The 461-nt window shown below is 75.7% G+C and carries 1 pseudogene; it reads right to left on the bottom strand.

The window, feature by feature from the left end:
• Nucleotides 1-461: pseudogene (locus DW233_RS10130) on the bottom strand (IS30 family transposase); the annotation flags it as partial.

Genomic DNA, 461 nt, shown 5'->3' with positions numbered 1-461 from the left:
GCAAGCTGCAGCCTGCTGGGGCGGTGCAGCAGCGTGAGCAGGCAGGCGCCGTCCTCCCGGGCCCCCTCGACGGTGCCCATCTCCCAGGCCGCGGCGCACGCGTCCTCGCCGAGGGCGAGGAACGCGGCGTGCGACCTGCGGGGCGAGTGCGGCGTCGACCTCTTCGGGGCCCGGTGCGACCTGGGCCTGTAGCCGACCTTCCGCCTGAGCTCCATGTTGGTCATGCCGTCGTAGCCCGCCGCGACCCAGCGGTAGATCGTCGAGGGCGACAGGTCCACGGGCCCGCCGTTGCGGGCGGACAGCTGCTCGGGCGAGAGCCCCCGGCCCAGGCCGTCGCGGATGAGGGCGAGCGCCTCGGCCGCGGCGGGCTCGTCGGCGTCTATCCCGCGCCTGGACGAGACGAGGACCGAGTCGGCGCACAGCTGCGCGGCGCGGGCCTCGTAGAAGACGTGCGGGCGGCG

The organism is Collinsella sp. AM20-15AC, from assembly GCF_003471405.1.
Lineage (GTDB): Bacteria > Actinomycetota > Coriobacteriia > Coriobacteriales > Coriobacteriaceae > Collinsella.
The sequence above is the reverse complement of the archived record's forward strand: the minus strand, read 5'-3'. Positions and strand labels throughout refer to the sequence as shown.